This window comes from Leptolyngbya boryana PCC 6306 (assembly GCF_000353285.1).
Taxonomy (GTDB): domain Bacteria; phylum Cyanobacteriota; class Cyanobacteriia; order Leptolyngbyales; family Leptolyngbyaceae; genus Leptolyngbya; species Leptolyngbya boryana.
In genome coordinates, this window is sequence record NZ_KB731324.1 from 1,754,343 (window position 1) to 1,773,628 (window position 19,286).

Sequence of the window (19,286 nt, forward strand, 5' to 3'; positions counted from 1 at the left end):
CCTGCATCATGGTAAAAACAGGCTTCCCGTAATTTTGTATCCTAGGCTACGGAAAGCTCCGTGTCCGAAAGAATTAACGCTTAAATTAAAGATCGTAAATATTACATTCGCGGATTCCGTAACCCGATCGAGTGTATGGATTAAAAATTGTAACGATTATCTCATCTAGCGGGATTCCCCACGGTACGGTTCAAATTAGGCTCAAACCTGCGTGGTAAACTGAGCTTGAATCTTTTACGATACGAGAGCCTATACAACTTGCTGTGGGGCGGTTCGTTACTCTTGTCTACAGAAATATAGACACATTGAACCAAAATTTGGGAGAAGACTTTCATGCGGGACGCAGTGACCAGCCTGATTAGAAATTACGATATTACAGGGCGTTACTTAGATCGCAATGCGATCGACAGCCTAAAATCCTACTTTGCTACCGGAATGGCGCGCATTCAGGCAGCTGCGCTCATTACCTCCAATGCAGCCGGGATTGTTCGTCAAGCCGGGCTGCAGTTGTTTGACGAAAATCCTGAGTTGATTCGCCCCGGTGGCAATGCTTATACGACTCGTCGGTATGCAGCCTGCCTGCGCGATATGGATTACTACTTGCGCTATGCTTCCTATGCCTTGGTTGCGGCTGACACGGATGTGCTGGATGAGCGCGTTCTAGAAGGTTTGCGCGAAACCTATAACTCGTTAGGTGTGCCTTCAGGACCGACCGTCCGGGGAATTCAAATCATGAAGGATATCGTCAAAGCAGAAGCAGCAGCGGCAGGAATTGCTGATACGAGCTTCCTGGATCAACCCTTTGATTACATGTCGCGTGAACTCGGTGAAAACGATCTGTAATTGAATTCACTTCCCATGAAACGAGTTTCGGCTCGGCTCAGCCCTCGAATTTCGGGCGTTGAGTCGAGCCGAAACTCGTTTCAGACAAGAAAAATGTCAGGGTGAAGGCTTCAAGTCCGAAGCATCGCTTCCGCCTCTAAGACCCACAGCGTCCAGCCTTTGCTGTTTTGAGTAATACGAGCAGCATGTCCTTTATCAGAGAGACGTTCTGCCAGCGCGATCGCTTGGTTTTGTTCGCGTACCGTTCTGAGATAGCTGTAATATTCACGATCGCTATAGATTGCAGCCATCGGTTTCGCCACATCTGGAACGCGAATTTGACACACCTGATAATCGCGCTCAGATGTCAGAATCTTCCATAATCCTGAGTCTGATCGAGGAATGTCGTAGGAAGTTGAGGGTTCGACAGATTTGGGCTTGTCTAGCTGCGCTTTTTCCTCTTGGGCATCTGCTTCATAGATCCAAAGCACATCGCCTTTCATCGTTCGAGTAATCGCAACTTCATCTCCTCGATAAACGAGTTTGGCGGCAATTTGCAGAGCTTTTTGAGAATCTTGCACGAGTCGAAAAAAGCTGTAATAGCGATCAGCAACGACGATCGCGGCAAGTCGCTCATCGGAATCCGGCACGCAGATATGACAGGCTCGATATTGACTCCGGGAGTCTAGAATTTTGCAGCGAGCAGGATCAGGGGTCGGAGCAAGGTCAGCAGAGATGGGGCGAACAGAGGACATAGGATTGACGTGTGGGTTTGCAGGGTGGGTTTGAATTGTAACGATTGTTTTCGCAGAGCTAAGCACATTTTGCGAATCAAGCGAGTGGGTTCTCCACCGTGAATTTCCCTAAAACCCAAAATTTTCAGCGATCGCGGTCGTTTGCGAGGGTAAAACTGTGCATATGATGGTGGCATCGTTTCATATCGCTTTCCTATGCCAGTTCCTTGTCACATCATTGTTGAGGGAAATCCAGCGATTGTTTACGCCAGTCGCAAAGGTGCGCCAGAGAAAATGCTGCCTATTTTAGAGTCTTTTTTAGAAACATTTTGGCAAGAGCGAGATGCGCTGGGTGAGGCACAGGACACGCCAGAATGTCTGGTTGCACAGATTGTAGTGCGGTTTGGATTTGAGATTTGTGAGGATGATTTCTCGAACCTGAAGGTGGGCTTGAAATATGATCCCACTGCAGAATATTTATATTTCATCTCAGCGAATCGAGAGGTGAGTGTGTGGGTTGCTGACGATCGCTATCGGGCAAATCCGCACTTAGGCATTCAAGCTTGCCAACAGATGCAAACCGTTTCGATAGGGTGATCCGAAAGATGCTAGGAGTTAGATGTCTCTAACGCGCGATTGCTGAAGTTTTCTATGTCAACTATTTGGGAACTCGATTACTATTCACGTCCAATTTTGGATGAGCAAAATAAAAAAGTTTGGGAAGTGCTGATCTGTGAAAGCCCGACCACAGTTGATGCTCAGCCAGAAAAGCTGTTTCGCTATTCGCAGTATTGCTCGAGCAGCACTGTAAATTCAGGCTGGTTAAAAGACGCGATCGCAGCAGCCATGGCTGAAGCTCCCAATCCACCGGATAAAATTCGGTTTTTCCGGCAGGCGATGAACAACATGATTACGACGGCTTGTGATGGCTTAGATCTGCCTTCTCAATTGAGTCGGCGCACGTTTGCCTTGGCAAGCTGGCTGCAAGATCGATCTCAAAATGTTTATCCGAAAGAAGACGGATATCAGCCTTCGATCAATCCTTCGGTGACGTTTCCGATTACCCCTGCCCAAGTGTTGCCCGATGCGCTGCAAGGGCAGAAATGGACGTTCGCAACTCTACCCTTTGAAGCCTTTGCGGAAATGGGGGAATGGTCGATCGAATTCGGAGAAGCCTTTCCCATGAGTTTGGCGCAGCTTGAACCGGATGCTCCTGTCTCGGGCATCATTATCTACTCAGCCCGAGCCACCGCGATGGCAGCTTGGATGTCGGGATTAGAGATTGCGGCTGTGAAATTTGATGCCGAGACCCAGAATCGACTGCTGTTAGAAACCGGGGTCAACGATCGCTGGATTTTAACCACTTTAGATAAGCGCGCTGTTCCCGAGGCGCAGCAGTTTGAAGCGGCAAAGGCACGATCGCATCAAGTCCATTTTTTAGCGATTCAAGAAAGCCCGGATGTCGAAGCGTTTGCCGGATTTTGGCTATTGCAAGAAATCGCATTGTGATCCTACGGTTCCTAATCACGGTAGGATGAGAAAACTGTTACGTTTGTTCATTATTTAACGCAACCTGCTTATGAAGCGCTTTTTGTCTCGCCTGCTGGCGCTAGTGATGGTCATGTCGATTGCTCTTGTGGGCTGCTCTCCCGCTGGCGGGCTGACGGGCAACTATCGCGATGATACGCTTACTGTGATTAATACTCTCAAAACGGCGATCACGCTGCCTGCGGATTCACCGAATCGAGCGGCAGCCCAAGCTGATGCCCGTAAGTTGATGAATGATTTTGCCTCTCGCTATCGTCGAGATTCTGCTTTGACGAAGCTGAGTTCGTTTACAACCATGAGAACAGCCGTGAATTCGTTGGCTGGACACTATAGTTCCTATCCCAATCGCCCGGTTCCTCAAAAAATGGTCGATCGCTTGACCACAGAATTTAATCAGGTGGAAACCTTCCTCAAACGAGGCAATTAACCCGATTGGACATTAAAAAACGCCAGATTTAAGAGAGTCTGGCGTTTTTTAATGCAGCATTTTCTGATCAGGCAATCGTCTGAGATCGAAAAATTAGGCTTTGAATCTGTTCAACACGATCGAGATACTCCTTGTCGCTAAGAACGGGAGTCACCTGATCGACGTTGATTTCATCGATTTCGATCCACGATCGACACCCCCCATAAGCTTCTCGATACGGAATCAGTTGAGGGTCTGCCAATCGAGAGACTTTAAGCAGCAGTAAATACAACGGCGATCGCGGTTTCCATTTCAGACGCTCCTCGACAAAGCGTTCATTCCAAATATGGAACGGCAATAAGGCATGAACAATCTCTGGATCGCTGATTTGTAAAACATGCGTAATCTCTGCGATCGAGCTAATGTTCACCTGTTTCGGATGCCAGCCTGATTCAACCCGCTCGACATTTGGGGTTTTCAGCAGGTTTGGATCTTGATGCTCAAACGTGGGATAAAGCAGAACTCGTTGGAACGGAACTTCAAATCGTCCCGCTGTCTCCCGAATTCCGCCTTTGCGTAACAGCAGAATTGTTTCACCTCGTTCGAGGGCTTCCACTGCGATCGCCCACTCTTTTAATGCCTGTTTCATCAATCTATTTGGAGAGGTTCAGGTTTGAGAAAAACTCCAGACACACCATCACAAATGGAAATAAAATACCTGCGAGTCCGATCCAACCACCAAACTGACCGATCAATTCTGACAATTTGCGCTGAGGACGATAGCCTGCGGTTGCGACAAATCGAGAACTCATACTCAGCAATGCGGCTCCGCCTAGCCCAAAGGGGATACTCAGCAAAAACCATGCCCTCAGTCTAGCGCCCGGATTAATCAATCCCAAGGACGGGAATAAAACAAAACTGACAACCTCCACCATGAGCCAAAGCCCCAATGCCGTCAGTAAGTCTTTTTTCTGTAGCTCATCGAAGGAGAAGTTATTCATCGTCAAAACTTAAGGGTTTCTCAAGCCTTAGATCGATGGGATCACGATCGCATTGCCTAAGATAAACATAGACAAAACCAGGAGCGCTCACATAATGAACACCCACGATTTATTCATGCTGATTCTGATGCTGATCCCAGGGATCTTGCTGTCTGTGGCAATTATGGCAACGTTTGCAGCGGGTGGCTAACTTATTTCAGTCCAATTTCTGCTAATCGCTGCTGGAGATACTCGCCTGCAGTGATTTTTGGGAATTTCACCTCGTTGCCCGTTTTGGTGATGCAAGACGGGAGTGGGGTCAAATCGGTTTGAGCAACCGGATGCACAAAGAAGGGCATCGAAAATCGCCGATCGCGATCGCCATGATTGACGACTCGATGCGTTGTACTCTTCAGCAATCCATTGGTTAATTGCTGAAGCATGTCACCACTATCTACGATGATTTGTCCTGGGATATTGGGAATCGCAAGCCAAGTTCCATCTCGCTGTAAAAGTTCTAAACCACTATCGGTCGCTTCACATAAGAGCGTAATCAAATTAATGTCTTCATGCGGTGCAGCGCGTAAGCTGGCTGGATCAGCGTCTTCAGGAATCGGTGGATAGTGAATGATTCTCAAAATTGAATCTGCTGCGATCGTCATATTGCTGAGAAATGATCGCGGCTCTCCTAAGTACAAAGCACAAGCTTCGAGCAAAGTGACTGCACATTGATCAAGCTGTTGATACAGTTGATTCATTACGGGGCAAAACTCAGGAATCTCGATCGGATCAAGATTGGCTAAATGGTGCTCTCGTCCGACATGCCAAAATTCTTTCAAATCCGGTGCAGGATGGTCTTTTGCGTGTTCTTTTCCAAATCGAGTAAAGCCTCGCTGTCCATTCAAGGCGGCATCTTCGTAGCGCAATTTCACATCGTCTGAGCGTTGAAAAAATGCCTCAGCTTGTTGATACGCCTGCTGAATCAGATCGCGATCGACGCCATGATTTACCACGGCAAAAAAGCCGAGTGTTTCTAGAGCCTGTCCGAGTGTTGTGATAAAGGTTTGTTGCTGGCTTTGATCGCCATGCAGAAACAGTTGCAGATCGACAACTGGAATGGTTTGTTGCATCATGGCTGTAGTCTTGGAGGATTGCGATCGTGACCTTGATTATTGCACTCTACGGATTGTTCATCGCCATCGGTGGGATCATCGGCTACCTCAAAGCGAGAAGCCAGATTTCTTTGATTGCAGGTTTGGGAAACGCGATCGTACTGTGGATTGCAGCTTATGTGACGCTGAACAATCTTTATGGCGGATTAATTCTTGCAGTTTGTATTGCAGTAGAATTGCTCGTCTTTTTCAGCCTACGCTGGTCAAAAACTCGCAAATTCATGCCTGCGGGATTGATGGCAATTCTCAGTTTGATTGCCACGGTCGGATTTCTTTGGGTATTGTTAGCTCGTTAAGGCAGTGCCCCAGGGTTATTGCCCTTTTTCAAGCCGACAAAAACGTCATAGCGAGATGTGCGATCGCTCGTTACTGCTGCCGTTACCCCGATCGAAGAAATTGCCTCCAAAACGGTGCGATTTGCCGCAGGGATCTGAAGCAGTGGGAAATTTTGCAACTTGAGCACGCGATCCATATCGACGAAGAAGTTGCCATTATGCGGAGCTAGTTCGGACTGCGTACTCTTGCGAAACAGCTCATTCTCTGCCAAAGCTTTCGTCGGCTTTGGCAGAATTGCACTTGCGATCGGCGCACCCAAAGATAAAAATGCAACATTGCCATCGAGCCAACCGCGCGTGATGTTCACACTTGCAGCAGGCAGTGACCAATTCACGATCGATTGTCCTTCTACTTTTGCTTCTTCCACCTTAAAAGCGTACTTAGTCGCCATCACCTCATCGAGCTTTTTCAACGTCGCTTCTGCGGCACGTCGATCGCTGGTTTGCACCATAAAGACTAAACTTGCAGGCAGTGCTGCAGGTGCGCCTTGAGGTGCAGGGAGTAAGGCGAGTGAATATTCACCTTGCATCCAGTTGAGCAGATCTTTCTCTAAATCTAGCCCCACTGTTGTTCTAATTCCCTGCCGCAAGGCTTCAGGATTGACAAACTGAATCGGATTCGATGCACTGCCTTGGGTGTAATCTTGCCAAAATTGCTTCAAATTTCCACCGGATGCCATCATCAATGTGTCAGTCGGCAGGCGAGTTGGAATCGTTTTTGCAGTGTTCTCTGTATTCAGTTTGCGTTGACTATCGGGTCTAAGCCAGGAAATTCCTTTAAACTGAATGCCCTCATTGGTTAGCTTTGCTGTTGCTGCTAAGCCTTGATTTTGTTGCAGTTGAGCGAGCGTCTGGGGCGGAATTGGACGACTCGAATTTGCAGCAGAGGTATTTGCCGCCGCAGGAATGTTGACATAGAGGCGGGCGATCGCATTTTCTTCTTGAATCTGCGTCAATGCTTCGCCATATCCCGGCGTTTGTGCCAGCGATTTGCCCTCTTTCACCGTATCGATCGCGCGTTCGATCGCGTTCGGATTGTTTGCAACCAGCACTTGCGTTGTGTCTAACACTGCAATCGAAGTACTTTGATTGGCAGATTCTTGATTTTCCCGAACTTTCACGCCTTTGTAATCGCGCTCTGTCCACTTTGCACCCTGAGTTGCAGGCGATTTTTCAAGGGTGTCTTTAGCTTTCAACGCATCCGCGATCGGCACAACCATCACGGTCGGCTGAGCATTCGGCGGAGCAGCAGGCTGACCCGGATTCGGAACCGTTACCCCGGCTTGCGGTGGCAAAAATGCCATCGTGACTTCTTTCCCGATCCAAGGCTGAATATCGCGGGCATACTCCAAGCCGCGATTTTTCAAGAAGCGATCGCGAAATTGCACCAAACTTTGATCAAAAGCAGCTTGCGATCGTGGTGTCCCAAACTCTCTTAATTGCTGCCATTTTCCGGTGTCCGTCGAAACCGAAACGACCATCAATGCATCTTGCGGAATCGCATTTGCCCCAATCGGCATCACGTTGAGCTGCTGTCGAGTCAGTGCCCAAAATGCGATCGCACCACCGCCAACTAAGGCAGCCGCAGCGCCAATCGTGAGCGGCAAAGGAGGTCTTTGCTTTGTAGAATTCGGTTTCGTCTGGGCGTTCATGGGAGGCGACAAGTCGGGATGTAGTATTGCCGTTGCCACTTTAGCAAAGGATATGGGGTTCGGGGTGATGAAAATGGAAATTGAGGAGATAGGACGGTTTGTCCTTCCCTAATCTCTGGATGTATCTGACCCTTTCCTAATTCGATCGCTAATTTGTCGGCTCCGTTTTGGTTGCTTTATCTGCGGCTGGACGAGGCTGAGCTTTTCTTGGTTGCAGCGCATCTTTACCCAGTTGAATCGTGATATCTGATTGCAGATCTCCTGTATTCTCAATGCGCACTTCTCCAAACCCTAGCGCGCGCCGAATCGCTTCTGCACTGCTGACATCACCCCACTCTGCAACAATGCGAGTGACGCTGAGCGGCTCACTCCACTCTTTCCCTTCATATACATTGCGATAGCCTGCACTTTCGAGAGCGGTCTTAGCAGTTTGAATACTTTTGGCTTGCTTGGTGCTGTCTTGAATCGCGACTTTTACTGCGGCAGGTACAGTGCTCTCTAGGGTCGAGGTTCCGAAATTGAAATGCTGCGCCATGATCTCTTTGATGCGATCGGGATGAGGCAACCAGTAACTCGCTTTATATTCACCGGGCGAACTGAATTCTCCCGGAACCATGAGCATTTTCGTATTCGATCGATTGACCTGGGACGCAAAGCCCGTGAGAGCCACTAGTTCTTCCACCGTCAGATTTGTATCAATGTGCGATTGCACCACATTTAAGAGACTCGGAAACCGCGAAACAGTCGAAGGATTCAAAGACTGTTCCATCAAAGCTCGCATGACCATTTGCTGGCGCTGAATCCGCCCGATATCGCCGTTTTCGTCGTACCGGAAGCGCAGGAGTTGCAAAACTTTCTCGCCATTGAGTTGCTGTCTGCCTGCTTTGAGATTAATGTAAAGACGTTGGCTATCGTCTTGGTATTTCATGTCTCTTGGGACATGCATGGTGACACCACCGAGGGCATCAACGAGTGCTTGCACCCCTTGGACGTTAATCGTGATATATCGATCGATACCCACGCCACCGAGCAATTCACTCACTGATTTTGCACTGAGCGCGGGGCCGCCGTAAGCATTCGCTTCATTGATCTTCGTCATCCCATGGTCAGCGATATATGTGCGGGTATCGCGCGGAATCGAGAGAACGACGACTTTCTTCGTTTCAGGATCAAAGCGCAGCAGGAGCATGGTGTCCGTCAATCCCTCAAAGGAATTCACCAATGCGTGATAGGGGAGCTTCTTGAGATTTTCTGGAGCGTTATTGACATCACTGGTGAGAACCTTGGTGCCCAAAACCAGAATATTGACGGGACGGGTCAAGGCGGGCAGTTGCAAACTCATGCGGGTCGAGAAGCGATCGCCCTTACCAAAAATCGAGGCTTCTGCCGGAGAAAGTTGCCGCTGCATTAAGGGTGTGCTGGCGAGAGAAACGGCAACCAATGCGCCTGCCGTAGCTGAAATCATCGCAATGCCGCTCAAAGAAAGAAACATAAACAACAGCCGCATTCCTTGCGATCGCTTAGCCGGTTTCTTTTTGCGCTTAGTTGGGGCTGAAGCAACTTTGGGCATCGGCTTTTGCACAGGTTTTGTCGGCTGAACTTTCTTATTCACAGAACGTTGATTCGCGCTTTTCACAGGACTCCTCACCACACCAAAATTTTTGACAAAAAACAATCGCTCACAGGAATTCGGACTTTGTATTGTATGCAATAAAGCCCGAATGGGCGCTTTTATTGAAAGATCTCTTGCTTTGAGCCAATCGCTGAAAGCAGAATGTTATCAATATTTCCCATATTTTGTCTGTTAAAACTGGACAACGCCAGATTTTTTAGCTTGCCCTCTAAAATTTGTGCGATCGAGGGCTGCATTGATTTTAGAAGTAAAGAATTAAATGGCTCGTTTTTTTTGAAAATGGCTCCTCCAAAAGTAGAAAATTACGGCTCTATTCTACTTAAAGTAGATCAGAAGATTCAGTCCGGGAATCGTCCGTGAGAGAGTCCACAATAACAACGCAATGTACAGGGTGCCAAGCGACCACTGATACCAGACGAGAATCGACACGACGCTGGGTAGATGCTCGTCTCGAACGCGAATATCATTAAAGCCGAAGCGAAGAAAATTGTTGAAGCTAAAGTCGAAATAATTGAGCCAATTCCACCGACGATCCCACAAGAGCGGTAAATAGCGTTCTCGAAATAAGGGATATCTCGGAATGGTTGGCAAGCGTCCGATTAAAATTCTCAACTGTCGTAATGTGCCTTCTTCTGCAAAGTAGCTGGTTTCCATTAAGGAGTGATAGCGACCTTGGCGATAGAGCAGCCCTAATAAAATCAACGGCACAGGGATCACGACAATCGACCACCACAAAAGCGTAATCACCGGGCGGTCAGCCGATTGAAAAATTGCGGTCAACCCGAGTAAAAACAGCACGATCGAGAAACTGAGAACGGAAATGATCTCAGGGACGGTCGGCAAAATTGCTTTTGGATGCCGTCTTCGAGCGCGATCCACAGTCCAAAATAATACACTGAAGTACGCAACTGTAATTAAACCGACCCCGAAAATCAGCCAAAAACTGGTACCATTTCGAGTCAAAAGCAGCAGCGAATTTAAACTGAGCCAACGCACTCCTGTCGAAATTTTGCGCCAAAAATTTCGCACGGGCGGTAATGGATCAGCAGCAATCACGCGATCGCGAACATTAATGTAAGTGGCAATGCCAACCGGATCGAGTGTGAGTAATTCGGGCAAATTCCGAAACGGTTGTTCTAAGCGGCGTTGAATAATTGCACCAGCTTGGACTTCGCTAAATCCGACGTTTTTTAACTGGAGTAGAGAGGCGGTATTGAGATCGGTTCCAAACAGTTGACGTTGAAGCTGGCGCGATCGCAAACTCTGAGTCATGTAATCGATTTGATTCGCATCCGAGATCTGTTCTAATTTGCGGAAATTTCGCACCAATTCGCGTAATAAATTCTCATTGCCTTGCAAGGTTGGAACGGTAATAACGCGCCCAATTTGCCCAGGGTCGCCCAAAATTTTTGCTTTATCTGAATCGAATCGCAGCCCTGGAACGTTCAAATATGTGCCATTCATGAAACTGCAATAGCTAAAATCAGCACGATCGAGAATGGTTGCGCCGCGTAAATTGGCGAATCCATTAAATTGAGATTCTCGAAACAAGACCGCTTGATCAAACGTGGCATCGGTGAGAAAGAGCGATCGACTAAATTTGTTTTTACTAAAGAGCGCTTGGTCACGCCATCGGGTCTGAGCGAAGTCCGCATTGCCTTGCCACTGCACTTTTGTAAAATTCGCAGGCTGATAGAACGTGGCTTGATTGAAATTTGCCGTATTTTGGAATTCTGCACCTTGAAAGTTCACATTGCCCCGAAATTGAACTTGATTGAATTCTGATTTTGCAAAAAAGATCGCATTGCGGAACTGCACTTCTCGCCCAAAATTTGCACTCGCAAAGTTCATGGGGAGACTAAAACGAGTCTGAGAAAAGTCGGCTCCAGCGGGAAATTGTGTGCCTTGGGCTTCGACGCGATTGAGGAAAAAAGTATTCGAGAAGTCGGCAAAGCCGTTGACTCGTGTTTGCACCAGTTTCAAGGGCGCACGAAAGACTGTCAGTTGAAGTGGTGCTGCGGTTTCGACCGATTTTGGAGTAATTAAAAGCGACTGTGAAAGGGTGCTTAATCGATATAAGCGTCGGCGATCGCGTTTCAATTGCGCTTGTTCAGTCAGCGTAAATAATTTAGATAAGGCTTCTCCGTCATACAGGGGCGCACGCAATCCCAGTTTGCTAGTGGTAAAGTCTCCATCAATAACTGAATTGCTTAAATCCAATCCGACGGGCACGCCTGGCGTTTGAAGCTGTGCTTGCACCAGTCGATAAAACTGATCTCGGAAGGCTGAATTTTCGGGGCGTAGATCGATCGTCATGCGTTTGAGATCGACCATGCGCGTTCCTTCACTCGGAATTGGCGTACGCAATCGTTCTTGCAATAATTCCAATGTCAAAGGCGTTCGCTCGAATTGCGCTGCCTGAGTCGGGAGTGCTGGAACGAACAGAATCAAAATCGCAAACAGCAGGGCAAAGAACGATTGCACAACAAATTTTAGAGACTGCGATCGCTACTTATACCAGATCTCGGTCATGTTGCTGTCAAGGACATTGCCGTGAGAGGTTGGGCATTTGCGAGATTGACGAGCTTAACGATCGCGTAAAGTTTCCCCACCCCGATTTCTCAAATGCCATAATCTGAGGAGATTACTGAGATCAGGTCGCCTCACCTGAGAGAAGCCCCCGTATTTCCCCGGTTTGTTTGACTCTTCTCGATTGGTTTATGCATTCTGAAAAATTTCGGCGACAGTTGCGGCAAGAGGCGCAGCACTGGAGAGCGAATGGTGACATCTCCGAGTCGCAATTTCAAAAACTCAGCGATCGCTATCAGTTCGATCAAGTCGATCACGCAAGTCGCTTCACTCTAGTCTTATTAGGATTAGGGTTGAGTTTTATTGGAATTGGTGTCGTCACGTTCATTGTTGCAAACTGGAACGGGATTTCGCACCTTGGCAGAAGCGTGCTGTTACTCGGACTCTTCTTTGGGCTGAATGGCGGTGGACTGGCACTCTGGAAACGCTCGAAGTATCAGCGATTTGGGGAAATATTGCTGCTCTTTGGCGCAGTTGCGTTGGGGGCAAATCTGGCGCAGTACGTGACTGGATTTGCTCTATTTTTGGGTTGGGGAATTGGATGTTTAGCGATCGCTTACGGTTTAAGACTCAAGGGATTAGGAATTTTGGCGATCGCTTTAATCGGAATTGGCTACTGGACAAGTTGGAGTCAAATCTATTTCAGTCCTACGGGCATCGAAATGATCGGATTGCAAATGCCGATCGTGTCTGCAATTCTGTTTTTGCCGTTGGCGTATTGGTGTCGATCCAGGGCGATTTTTTTACTCAGTGAGATCGCGATTCATTCTGCATTGTTGAGCAGCTTAGCGGCAATTGTTACAAAAGCAAGTGTTTTACCGGCTCTGCTGACTATTCTTCCAGCGGCATTGCTATGGTCGTATGACGATTCGCTTTGGAGTTCTGGCAAATCATTTCAACCGATCGCGCGTCAACTTGCCGTGTTATTCCTCGGCGGATTGTTCTTCTGGTTTTCGTTTCATTGGGTCTGGAATGGCAGTCTGACGTGGTACACCAGAATTCCAGAATGGCGATCGCTGCCGAGTGTTGTCTTGTTTGCAGGAATTGCGATCGGACAGTGGCTCTATATGCTGAGAAAAGTTAGACTGATAAATCTCAATACAATCGGAATCGGGTTAAGCCTTGGATTGAGTACGATCGTCAATTTTTGGCATTTGCGCATTCAGCCCTTGCCGATTTTTGCGCCCATTCTCTTCAATGTGCTGCTGATTGGACTTGCACTTGGATCTGTGCGAACCAGTTTAAGCAATGGAAAACGTCGCGCGTTTTGGTTTGGAATTCTCTTATTGGGTTTGCAGATTGTGAGTCGATTGCTGGAGTATGACACGACAGTTTTGATGAAATCTTTCGTCTGCGTTGTCTGTGGGGTGAGTGCGATCGTAGCTGGACTCTGGTTTGAATCTCGATTGAGATCGAAGATGAATTCGATGGCGATCGCGCGCTCCGATTACAGATCTGAAAAGCCGCCCAAATCTCCTACAAGCGGGAGAATTTGAGCGGCAATAAATTGGAAAAATTTTATTCTTGCGATCGCTTGCGTTGGCTCCAAGTTGCACCTACTGCGGCTCCCGCTCCCGCTACCATTCCAGCAATCATTCCTTCACTCGTTTTCTTCAACGGATCTTGAGTCAGACATTGATCAGTAACAACTTTTTCCTGCATACACTGATTGCTATCTGCCCAACTTGCAGACCCGCCCAACACAACACCAGCAGCGCTACAGACTAACACGACAATCCAGACCGGGGGGTGTTTTTTTCTAGTCATACCAATTATTTGGAGGAGGATACTATCGGGACAGTACACATTACTTTACCCGCCAACCGGATTTCTCCTAACGCTTTATATAAAGATTCGGTGTATTTTTTTAGACAAATTTAATCTACCAAAAGGTAGAAATACGCAAAGTTAGAACCCATCGGGAATTGCCCGTTTTCTCGCAAATCTGACTAAAATTGAAGAATGCTTAACAATTGAACACGATCGATAAATAGGAGCTTCAGGAATGGACGCAGAAACAATTAAAGAACGGATAAAACTGATCGAAGGTAAGCGAGAATCATTGCTGAAACTGATGGAGCAACCGAATTTAGGCACGTTGCGGATTGATGTCAATCAAGCACTCGAAGAAATGGATATTTTGATTGACGAATTTAAGCAGACGTTTCCCGACGCTTAATTGAGTCGTTCACACCAATCAATCTGATAGGGAGCTAGGGAGCAATCTGCATCTGGTTTCTCCCCACTCCCTACTTCGCAACATCAAAGCGATTGACGATCGATTCACAATCTTCAGCAACTTCACTCCTCATTCGGTCGCTCCGCTTCATGCAACGATCGCAGTTGCCAATAGACCAACAGCAACGCCACAATCAGCAGAATTGTTGCCGCTGCCGCTGCATAGCCAAAATCAAATTGAGCAAACGCCTGATCGTAAATAAAGTAAACGAGCAAGTTGGTGGAATTCATGGGACCACCGCCTGTGATCACATAAACCTGCTCAAAGCTTCGCAGCGTGAAAATTGCTGTGGTGACTGTGACAAATACGATCGTGGGACGCAATCCTGGCAAAGTCACATAGCGAAACTGCTGCCAAGCATTAGCTCCATCGAGTTCCGCCGCTTCATATCGACTGATCGGAATCGTCTGCAATCCCGCCAAAAACACGACCATATTGAATCCAATCTGCTTCCAAATGCTCAGCAGAATCAGCACAGGCATTGCCCAAAACGTATCTTGCAACCAAGGAACCGCAGGAATATTTAACGCTGCTAATCCATCATTCACGATTCCATCGGTTTGAAAGAGCCAGCGAAATCCTAAACCGACTGCAACAAGTGAAGTAATCGAAGGAATGAAATAAGCGGCTCTGAGCAATCCTCGCAGCGCAATGGATTGATTTAGCAACACAGCTAATCCCAACGGTAGAACTAGACTTGGAATAACTGTTGCGATCGTAAAGTAAACCGTATTCCCCAAAACTTGCCAAAAATCGGGACTGAGCAGCAATCGCCAATAATTTCGCAATCCGATCCAGCGCATTCCTGCGCGTGTAAAGCTATCGGTCGTAAAGCTCAGAAAAAATAAATATGCAATGGGATACAGCACGAAAATTCCGAGCAAAATCAATGCAGGAGCAAGGAAAACCCAGGCTGCAACTGTATCTCGATCGAGCAGGCGTGAAAATCTGGAATCACTAGGAATTTTGGCGTTAAGGGGTGAACGCATAACGATCGAGCCAATGAATAGGACTACTTTAAGACAGAAGTTAGACAATGCAAAACATTGGCTGGATTCGTGCTGAGTGCGATGCTTTCAATCTTGAGTCTTATAGCTTATTTAACTCCGAGCACTAATCATATCAAGAGTTCTGGCTAAGTCTTCTAGGCTAATTTCAAATCCATTTGCCACCTGTTTGCCAACCACAAAACTATATTTAAGTCCTAGGCAATCTGCACATTCCTTATAGACGTTGTTAAATCGATAAGGAGGTTGCAGCGTTAAAATTGCCCCGGATTCCCTCAGCGTGAATAATCCATGTGCCAATTGGCTCCCTTCAACTCCAACCACGATTTTCGCACCCAGAGTTTGGCGAACAATCTCAGTTGCAGAGGTTTTTTCAGGATCGACAATGATAAAACCTTGATTTCTGAGAAATTCTGCGATCTGATTCTCATTGACTAGGAGTCGCTGGACTCTAGGATTTCCGCGCAGCAACATGACTCCTTCAACCGTTTGATGGGAAGACAAGCTGCTGAACTTAGAGCGGATGTATTCATACCGTTCACGTTTATATTGATTTTGTCCAAAATCTTCAAAAATGGTCAATTCCTTAATTCTGGCTTTACTCACTGGAGTACTGTGAATGTTAAGAAGATGGCTATATTCCTGTTGATGATTCGTTAACTTTTGAGCGGTTCTGACCGCTTGTGCAAACTGTTGCGCTGCCAAGGTCAAGGTTAAATCATCTCTGACCCAATGACCAAAATATAGATTGCCGACAAAAGTACAGGCTAGGGCAGCTTCAGGAATATTTTCTAGTTCCCCTGATCTAAAAAAGGATTCCTTAGCGGTTGTGAGGGGATACTTCATTGCCCCTTTGTACATATACCCATCGTAAATTGTCACATCCTGCAATTGGTATACGATAGTCGCCGCATATTCCTTCACACCCTCTTGAACTCTTTGCAGTTCAGCAGTGTAAGTTGTGTCTTCTTGAACACTCGTCACCTTATGTAATTCCCCGTCTAAATAGATGGCTGAAGGAGAGAAGAACTTCTTTGAAGGAGAAAGAGTCCATTGCTTGACACACAGATCTTCGCAAGTCTTACGACCCGTTAGAAGACGCAATCCTCGTTGATTTAGAAGAGCTAGATTGAGCATTGTAATACTCCTTCCATGCACTGATGTACGGATGTAAATAATCACATCAAAATATCTCCGTATAGTATGCTCATATATTTGGATTCGGAACGAAAAAACTCGGTGGAAGACAAAACCGCCGTTTTAACGAAAAAATCACAGTCTCGAAAACTTCTAGATTGATTTCGCAATCCAATTCCTTTAAAACACTGCTTCTGTAGCTTTGGGTTGCGATGGATTTTCCGGTCGGAGTTGGTTACAGAAAGTACAATCTGGATGGCAAAGCCCGTTCAGAGGAAAATCTGCAACGATATCGCGACCTCCGCAGATGGGGGCAGGCAACGGTTTAGGGAAAAAGAATGATGAAAACAATAGGCTGGATGAGTGGATTGATCGGTGTCGTTTTGATCTCGCAAAGTGTAATGGCTCTGCCGACCACAGAAGCTGTGCAACCTTCGTCGATCGCTGGACGCTGGCAAGGCACATTTAACGACAAATATCCGATGAGCTTTTTATTTTCCCCAGAAGGGAAGCTCGTTATGGTATTTGGAATGAATGGCGCTGAGCCGACTGTGCTTGCAGGCACGACCGTAAACTATAAAGTCGATGCAACGACAAAGCCGATGCATCTGGATATCACGATTCCGGATGCGAAAGAACCCGTTTTGACGATCGCGGATTTGCCTGATCCGCAAACGCTGCAGATTCAAATGAGCGATACGAATCCAGGAAAACCACGTCCGACAAAGTTCACCGATCAGACCAAAATGCAGAAAGTCAGCGATCGAGCGATCGAGCCGTTAGATGCTGCAAAATTTACTCAAGCTGCACAATCGTCTGAAGCAGAAGGACGCATCGTGATGCAGGCGTTAGCTCAATCCGCATTGTTCTCGACTGTCGAATCTGGCAAATTTCCAACGACATTAGAAGAATTGGGATTGCCGACGAACAATACTGCAAACTACCGCTATCAGCTTCAAACTCAGCCGAAGCAAATCACGATCATTGCGCGTCCTAAAAAAGCCAATCTCAAAAGCTATATCAGTGTGGTCGTCACAGGCACTGAGCGTAAAATTGATTTTGCAACGACTACGGTTTGTCAGTCTATTCGTCCATCCTTATTTGCTCCACCCCTTCCACGTCTGGGGTCTCCTTTTGCGCCAAATGATAGTCGAGCGGTCTGCGGCATTGGTTCAGAAGCGGTGAAGTTTTAAGAAATTGTTTCTAGATACGATCGCAACAACCACGGTAAACTGAGACGCTACTTTCCGAGATGGCTCTCATGGCTACGCTGATTTCTCCTGACCATTCTGAATTCCCACCGCACCCACGGCTGAAATTAGGCGTGATGGCTTCAGGCAGTGGGAGTAATTTTGAAGCGATCGCACAATCGATCCAAGATGGGCACTTGAATGCAGACATTCAAGTCGTGATTTATAACAATCCCGATGCCAAAGTTGCTGAACGTGCCAACCGATTCAGCGTTTCATCCGTTTTGCTGAATCATCGAGAATTCGACAGTCGAGAAGACCTCGATCAAGCGATCGTCAACACGTTGAAAGATCATCAAGTCGAATGGGTGATTATGGCAGGCTGGATGCGGATTGTTACGCCTGTATTGATCAATGCTTTTCCGAATCGGATTTTGAACATTCATCCGAGTTTGTTGCCGAGCTTTAAAGGAAATCGAGCGGTTCATCAAGCCCTAGAGGCAGAAGTTAAGATCACAGGCTGCACGGTTCATTTGGTGGTTCCAGAAGTCGATAGCGGCAAAATTATCATACAAGCCGCTGTTCCTGTACTCGAAGACGATACCGTCGAAGCATTGCAGGCTCGCATTCATGCACAGGAACATCAAATCTATCCTGCTGCAATTGCGATCGCTGCGATACAGGCCTCCCACTGATGCCCATTCTCATCAGTCTTAAGGATGATGTGAATGCCGTTTTGAGACGGCATGATATGAACAGATTGAGAAGCTCATCGTCTAACACAAGGGCAGTCCAAACCGGGTAGGGACTGCTTTTTTATTGCCAATTTTTCAGAACGCTTTCCAAAGCCACCTAATTCAGGCACAATCTAGCGTTATTGCGTTATCAGTGCCGCGAATGGATGCGTTTTTTGCTCAATTGGCTCAATTAATTGTCAACGGAATCTCGGTTGGAAGTATTATCGCCCTGTCTGCGGTCGGTCTGACGCTGACGTATGGAATTCTGCGTTTATCGAATTTCGCACATGGCGATTTCATGACAATGGGAGCCTACTTCACGCTGTTATTGAATGCGTTCGGCATCAATATTTGGATTGCGATGATTCTGTCGTCGATCGCGACTGTTGGAGTCACCCTGATTTGCGAAAAGCTACTCTGGGAACCGATGCGACAGAAACGCGCCACAGCGACTACCTTGATTATTATTTCGATCGGGCTGGCGTTATTTATTCGCAACGGCATTATTTTGTTTTGGGGCGGTGGGAATCAACGGTACAATCTTGCCGTGAATCCAGCCTTATCGTTTCTGGGAATTACGCTCTCGTTTAACCGGATATTAGTGATCTTATTAGCGATCGTCGCTATTGCCGGATTGCACTATCTGTTGCAAAACACCAAAATCGGCAAGGCAATGCGGGCAGTCGCGGATGATTTGGATTTAGCACGAGTGACGGGAATCAATGTTGATCAAGTCGTGATCTGGACTTGGGTGATTGCAGGCAGTATGACGGCTTTGGGCGGCAGTATGTTAGGACTGGTTGAAGCGGTGCGCCCGAATATGGGCTGGTTCTTGATTTTGCCGTTGTTTGCGTCGGTGATTTTGGGAGGTATTGGCAATCCTTACGGTGCGATCGCGGGCGGTTTGGTGATTGGGATTGCTCAAGAAGTTGGTGCGGGAATTTCGGATTTGTTAACGCCTTGGGCTGGAAATCCGATCGTCGATGTGATCGTCAATACGCGCATTTTTACGGCTCAATACAAACTCGGATTTGCCTTGTTTATTATGGTGCTGGTGTTGTTGTTCCGTCCGCAGGGATTGTTCAAAGGTACAACCTAGCAATTT

20 protein-coding genes are annotated in these 19,286 nt (G+C 47.2%); 10 read left to right on the plus strand and 10 right to left on the minus strand.

Annotated features, from left to right (window positions below; genetic code table 11):
• Positions 1 to 333: 333 nt before the first annotated feature.
• The gene (gene apcB / locus LEPBO_RS0108690; protein ID WP_017287166.1) at positions 334 to 843 is read left to right on the plus strand and encodes an allophycocyanin subunit beta; all 510 of its coding nucleotides are present in this window, start codon (positions 334 to 336) and stop codon (positions 841 to 843) included.
• 110 nt (positions 844 to 953) lie between these two features.
• Here apcB and LEPBO_RS43300 read toward each other — a convergent pair whose 3' ends face one another.
• Positions 954 to 1,577, minus strand: coding sequence for a hypothetical protein (locus LEPBO_RS43300; protein WP_017287167.1), 624 nt, complete (start codon positions 1,575 to 1,577; stop codon positions 954 to 956).
• Between the two features lie 195 nt (positions 1,578 to 1,772).
• Between LEPBO_RS43300 and LEPBO_RS0108700 the strand changes: the two genes are divergently transcribed.
• The 3 genes from LEPBO_RS0108700 (at position 1,773) to psb27 (ending at position 3,531) form a co-directional block, all read left to right on the plus strand.
• On the plus strand, positions 1,773 to 2,153 hold the full coding sequence (locus LEPBO_RS0108700) for a hypothetical protein (protein ID WP_017287168.1): 381 nt from the start codon (positions 1,773 to 1,775) through the stop codon (positions 2,151 to 2,153).
• Between the two features lie 54 nt (positions 2,154 to 2,207).
• Positions 2,208 to 3,065 (plus strand): Tab2/Atab2 family RNA-binding protein, encoded by an 858-nt coding sequence (locus LEPBO_RS0108705; RefSeq protein WP_017287169.1) that lies wholly within the window; start codon positions 2,208 to 2,210, stop codon positions 3,063 to 3,065.
• Positions 3,066 to 3,135: 70 nt separating this feature from the next.
• Positions 3,136 to 3,531: a photosystem II protein Psb27 gene (psb27, locus tag LEPBO_RS0108710; protein WP_017287170.1), complete on the plus strand. Its 396-nt coding sequence runs from the start codon at positions 3,136 to 3,138 to the stop codon at positions 3,529 to 3,531.
• Between the two features lie 67 nt (positions 3,532 to 3,598).
• Here the strand turns inward: psb27 and LEPBO_RS0108715 are convergent, their stop codons facing one another.
• From LEPBO_RS0108715 to LEPBO_RS0108730, 3 genes are all read right to left on the minus strand, one after another.
• On the minus strand, positions 3,599 to 4,159 hold the full coding sequence (locus LEPBO_RS0108715; protein ID WP_017287171.1) for a DUF1802 family protein: 561 nt from the start codon (positions 4,157 to 4,159) through the stop codon (positions 3,599 to 3,601).
• Positions 4,160 to 4,163: 4 nt separating this feature from the next.
• Positions 4,164 to 4,511 (minus strand): hypothetical protein, encoded by a 348-nt coding sequence (locus LEPBO_RS0108720; RefSeq protein WP_017287172.1) that lies wholly within the window; start codon positions 4,509 to 4,511, stop codon positions 4,164 to 4,166.
• A gap of 191 nt (positions 4,512 to 4,702) precedes the next feature.
• A complete protein-coding gene (locus tag LEPBO_RS0108730; protein WP_017287174.1) occupies positions 4,703 to 5,623 on the minus strand; it encodes an isopenicillin N synthase family dioxygenase in 921 nt (306 codons plus the stop codon).
• 26 nt (positions 5,624 to 5,649) lie between these two features.
• Between LEPBO_RS0108730 and LEPBO_RS0108735 the strand changes: the two genes are divergently transcribed.
• A complete protein-coding gene (locus LEPBO_RS0108735; RefSeq protein WP_017287175.1) occupies positions 5,650 to 5,958 on the plus strand; it encodes a TMEM14 family protein in 309 nt (102 codons plus the stop codon).
• Here LEPBO_RS0108735 and LEPBO_RS0108740 read toward each other — a convergent pair.
• From LEPBO_RS0108740 to LEPBO_RS0108760, 3 genes are all read right to left on the minus strand, one after another.
• Entirely contained in the window at positions 5,955 to 7,649 is a 1,695-nt protein-coding gene (locus LEPBO_RS0108740) for a DUF3352 domain-containing protein (protein ID WP_017287176.1), read from the minus strand. The genes LEPBO_RS0108735 and LEPBO_RS0108740 overlap by 4 nt on opposite strands.
• Before the next feature lie 148 nt (positions 7,650 to 7,797).
• Positions 7,798 to 9,285: an LCP family protein gene (locus LEPBO_RS0108750; RefSeq protein WP_017287178.1), complete on the minus strand. Its 1,488-nt coding sequence runs from the start codon at positions 9,283 to 9,285 to the stop codon at positions 7,798 to 7,800.
• Positions 9,286 to 9,597: 312 nt separating this feature from the next.
• Positions 9,598 to 11,766: a pentapeptide repeat-containing protein gene (locus LEPBO_RS0108760; protein ID WP_017287180.1), complete on the minus strand. Its 2,169-nt coding sequence runs from the start codon at positions 11,764 to 11,766 to the stop codon at positions 9,598 to 9,600.
• Between the two features lie 236 nt (positions 11,767 to 12,002).
• Between LEPBO_RS0108760 and LEPBO_RS36530 the strand changes: the two genes are divergently transcribed.
• Positions 12,003 to 13,367: a DUF2157 domain-containing protein gene (locus tag LEPBO_RS36530; RefSeq protein WP_017287181.1), complete on the plus strand. Its 1,365-nt coding sequence runs from the start codon at positions 12,003 to 12,005 to the stop codon at positions 13,365 to 13,367.
• 22 nt (positions 13,368 to 13,389) lie between these two features.
• On the opposite strand, the gene LEPBO_RS0108770 is transcribed toward LEPBO_RS36530, so the two are convergent.
• Positions 13,390 to 13,638 (minus strand): hypothetical protein, encoded by a 249-nt coding sequence (locus LEPBO_RS0108770; protein WP_036044499.1) that lies wholly within the window; start codon positions 13,636 to 13,638, stop codon positions 13,390 to 13,392.
• 238 nt (positions 13,639 to 13,876) lie between these two features.
• Between LEPBO_RS0108770 and LEPBO_RS43305 the strand changes: the two genes are divergently transcribed.
• Entirely contained in the window at positions 13,877 to 14,050 is a 174-nt protein-coding gene (locus LEPBO_RS43305; protein ID WP_017287183.1) for a hypothetical protein, read from the plus strand.
• A 122-nt stretch (positions 14,051 to 14,172) separates the two neighbouring features.
• On the opposite strand, the gene LEPBO_RS0108780 is transcribed toward LEPBO_RS43305, so the two are convergent.
• On the minus strand, positions 14,173 to 15,099 hold the full coding sequence (locus LEPBO_RS0108780) for a carbohydrate ABC transporter permease (protein WP_017287184.1): 927 nt from the start codon (positions 15,097 to 15,099) through the stop codon (positions 14,173 to 14,175).
• 111 nt (positions 15,100 to 15,210) lie between these two features.
• Positions 15,211 to 16,254 carry a glycosyltransferase 61 family protein gene (locus tag LEPBO_RS0108785; protein ID WP_017287185.1) on the minus strand — a complete coding sequence of 348 codons (1,044 nt, stop codon included), beginning with the start codon at positions 16,252 to 16,254 and terminating at the stop codon, positions 15,211 to 15,213.
• Between the two features lie 338 nt (positions 16,255 to 16,592).
• Between LEPBO_RS0108785 and LEPBO_RS39890 the strand changes: the two genes are divergently transcribed.
• The 3 genes from LEPBO_RS39890 to LEPBO_RS0108800 all read left to right on the plus strand — a co-directional run bounded on the left by LEPBO_RS39890 (position 16,593) and on the right by LEPBO_RS0108800 (position 19,280).
• Complete coding sequence (locus LEPBO_RS39890; protein ID WP_081614727.1) at positions 16,593 to 17,447, plus strand: type IV pilin-like G/H family protein; 855 nt, start codon at positions 16,593 to 16,595, stop codon at positions 17,445 to 17,447.
• A 68-nt stretch (positions 17,448 to 17,515) separates the two neighbouring features.
• A complete protein-coding gene (gene purN, locus LEPBO_RS0108795) occupies positions 17,516 to 18,139 on the plus strand; it encodes a phosphoribosylglycinamide formyltransferase (RefSeq protein WP_225885708.1) in 624 nt (207 codons plus the stop codon).
• Positions 18,140 to 18,341: 202 nt separating this feature from the next.
• Positions 18,342 to 19,280: a branched-chain amino acid ABC transporter permease gene (locus tag LEPBO_RS0108800; protein WP_017287188.1), complete on the plus strand. Its 939-nt coding sequence runs from the start codon at positions 18,342 to 18,344 to the stop codon at positions 19,278 to 19,280.
• Positions 19,281 to 19,286 lie beyond the last annotated feature (6 nt).

Coding starts and splice junctions, on each gene's coding strand:
- apcB (WP_017287166.1), top strand. CDS start 334: ATGCGGGACGCAGTGACCAGCCTGATTAGAAATTACGATATTACAGGG.
- LEPBO_RS43300 (WP_017287167.1), bottom strand. CDS start 1,577: ATGTCCTCTGTTCGCCCCATCTCTGCTGACCTTGCTCCGACCCCTGAT.
- LEPBO_RS0108700 (WP_017287168.1), top strand. CDS start 1,773: ATGCCAGTTCCTTGTCACATCATTGTTGAGGGAAATCCAGCGATTGTT.
- LEPBO_RS0108705 (WP_017287169.1), top strand. CDS start 2,208: ATGTCAACTATTTGGGAACTCGATTACTATTCACGTCCAATTTTGGAT.
- psb27 (WP_017287170.1), top strand. CDS start 3,136: ATGAAGCGCTTTTTGTCTCGCCTGCTGGCGCTAGTGATGGTCATGTCG.
- LEPBO_RS0108715 (WP_017287171.1), bottom strand. CDS start 4,159: ATGAAACAGGCATTAAAAGAGTGGGCGATCGCAGTGGAAGCCCTCGAA.
- LEPBO_RS0108720 (WP_017287172.1), bottom strand. CDS start 4,511: ATGAATAACTTCTCCTTCGATGAGCTACAGAAAAAAGACTTACTGACG.
- LEPBO_RS0108730 (WP_017287174.1), bottom strand. CDS start 5,623: ATGATGCAACAAACCATTCCAGTTGTCGATCTGCAACTGTTTCTGCAT.
- LEPBO_RS0108740 (WP_017287176.1), bottom strand. CDS start 7,649: ATGAACGCCCAGACGAAACCGAATTCTACAAAGCAAAGACCTCCTTTG.
- LEPBO_RS36530 (WP_017287181.1), top strand. CDS start 12,003: ATGCATTCTGAAAAATTTCGGCGACAGTTGCGGCAAGAGGCGCAGCAC.
- LEPBO_RS0108770 (WP_036044499.1), bottom strand. CDS start 13,638: ATGACTAGAAAAAAACACCCCCCGGTCTGGATTGTCGTGTTAGTCTGT.
- LEPBO_RS43305 (WP_017287183.1), top strand. CDS start 13,877: ATGGACGCAGAAACAATTAAAGAACGGATAAAACTGATCGAAGGTAAG.
- LEPBO_RS0108780 (WP_017287184.1), bottom strand. CDS start 15,099: ATGCGTTCACCCCTTAACGCCAAAATTCCTAGTGATTCCAGATTTTCA.
- LEPBO_RS0108785 (WP_017287185.1), bottom strand. CDS start 16,254: ATGCTCAATCTAGCTCTTCTAAATCAACGAGGATTGCGTCTTCTAACG.
- LEPBO_RS39890 (WP_081614727.1), top strand. CDS start 16,593: ATGATGAAAACAATAGGCTGGATGAGTGGATTGATCGGTGTCGTTTTG.
- purN (WP_225885708.1), top strand. CDS start 17,516: ATGGCTACGCTGATTTCTCCTGACCATTCTGAATTCCCACCGCACCCA.
- LEPBO_RS0108800 (WP_017287188.1), top strand. CDS start 18,342: ATGGATGCGTTTTTTGCTCAATTGGCTCAATTAATTGTCAACGGAATC.